General features: G+C 39.4%; 1 protein-coding gene. It reads left to right on the plus strand.

The genetic code is table 11. The features are described 5' to 3' along the window. Positions 1-581 (plus strand): tyrosine-type recombinase/integrase (locus ACFIKG_RS09800; RefSeq protein WP_375652252.1); only part of this gene is annotated, 581 nt, incomplete at both ends.

A 581-nucleotide genomic window follows, 5' to 3' on the forward strand; every position in this document is an offset into this window, starting at 1 on the left:
GAACGGCGTAAAGAAACACCAGCAATGGCTAGAAACTTTCTGAAAGCCCTTAATGGACTTTTTAATTGGGCAATTGACCAAGGTCTTTTAGAAAATAATCCAGCCTTAGGTGTTAAAAGACCAGCCCTTCACAACAAAGATGGGTTTGCTGTTTGGACAGAAGAAGATGTTGAGAAATATTATCAAAGATGGTCCCGTGGTACCCATGAACGCGTTTGGATTGATGTTCTTTTATATACGGGTTTGCGTCGTGGTGATGCGGTCCGCATTGGCTGGAAAGATGTAAAGAATAATATCATTCATCTTAAAACAGAGAAAAGTAAATTCCAAACAGATGTTTTTCTTCCTATTTTACCGGAACTAGCAAAAACACTTGAAACTGGTCCTATTGGAGAAGAAACATTCATTTGTGGTAAAGAAGGTAAAAAACTCGTTAAAGAAAGTTTTGGCAACCTTTTTCGTGAGGCTTGTAACGTAGCGGGAATCAAAAAATCAGCACATGGCTTAAGAAAATTAGCAGCAACACGCGCAGCTAACTCTGGTGCAACAGTATCACAACTCAAAGCAATTTTTGGCTGGAC

Source organism: Bartonella sp. LB28NMGDW (genome assembly GCF_042194435.1).
GTDB lineage: Bacteria > Pseudomonadota > Alphaproteobacteria > Rhizobiales > Rhizobiaceae > Bartonella > Bartonella grahamii.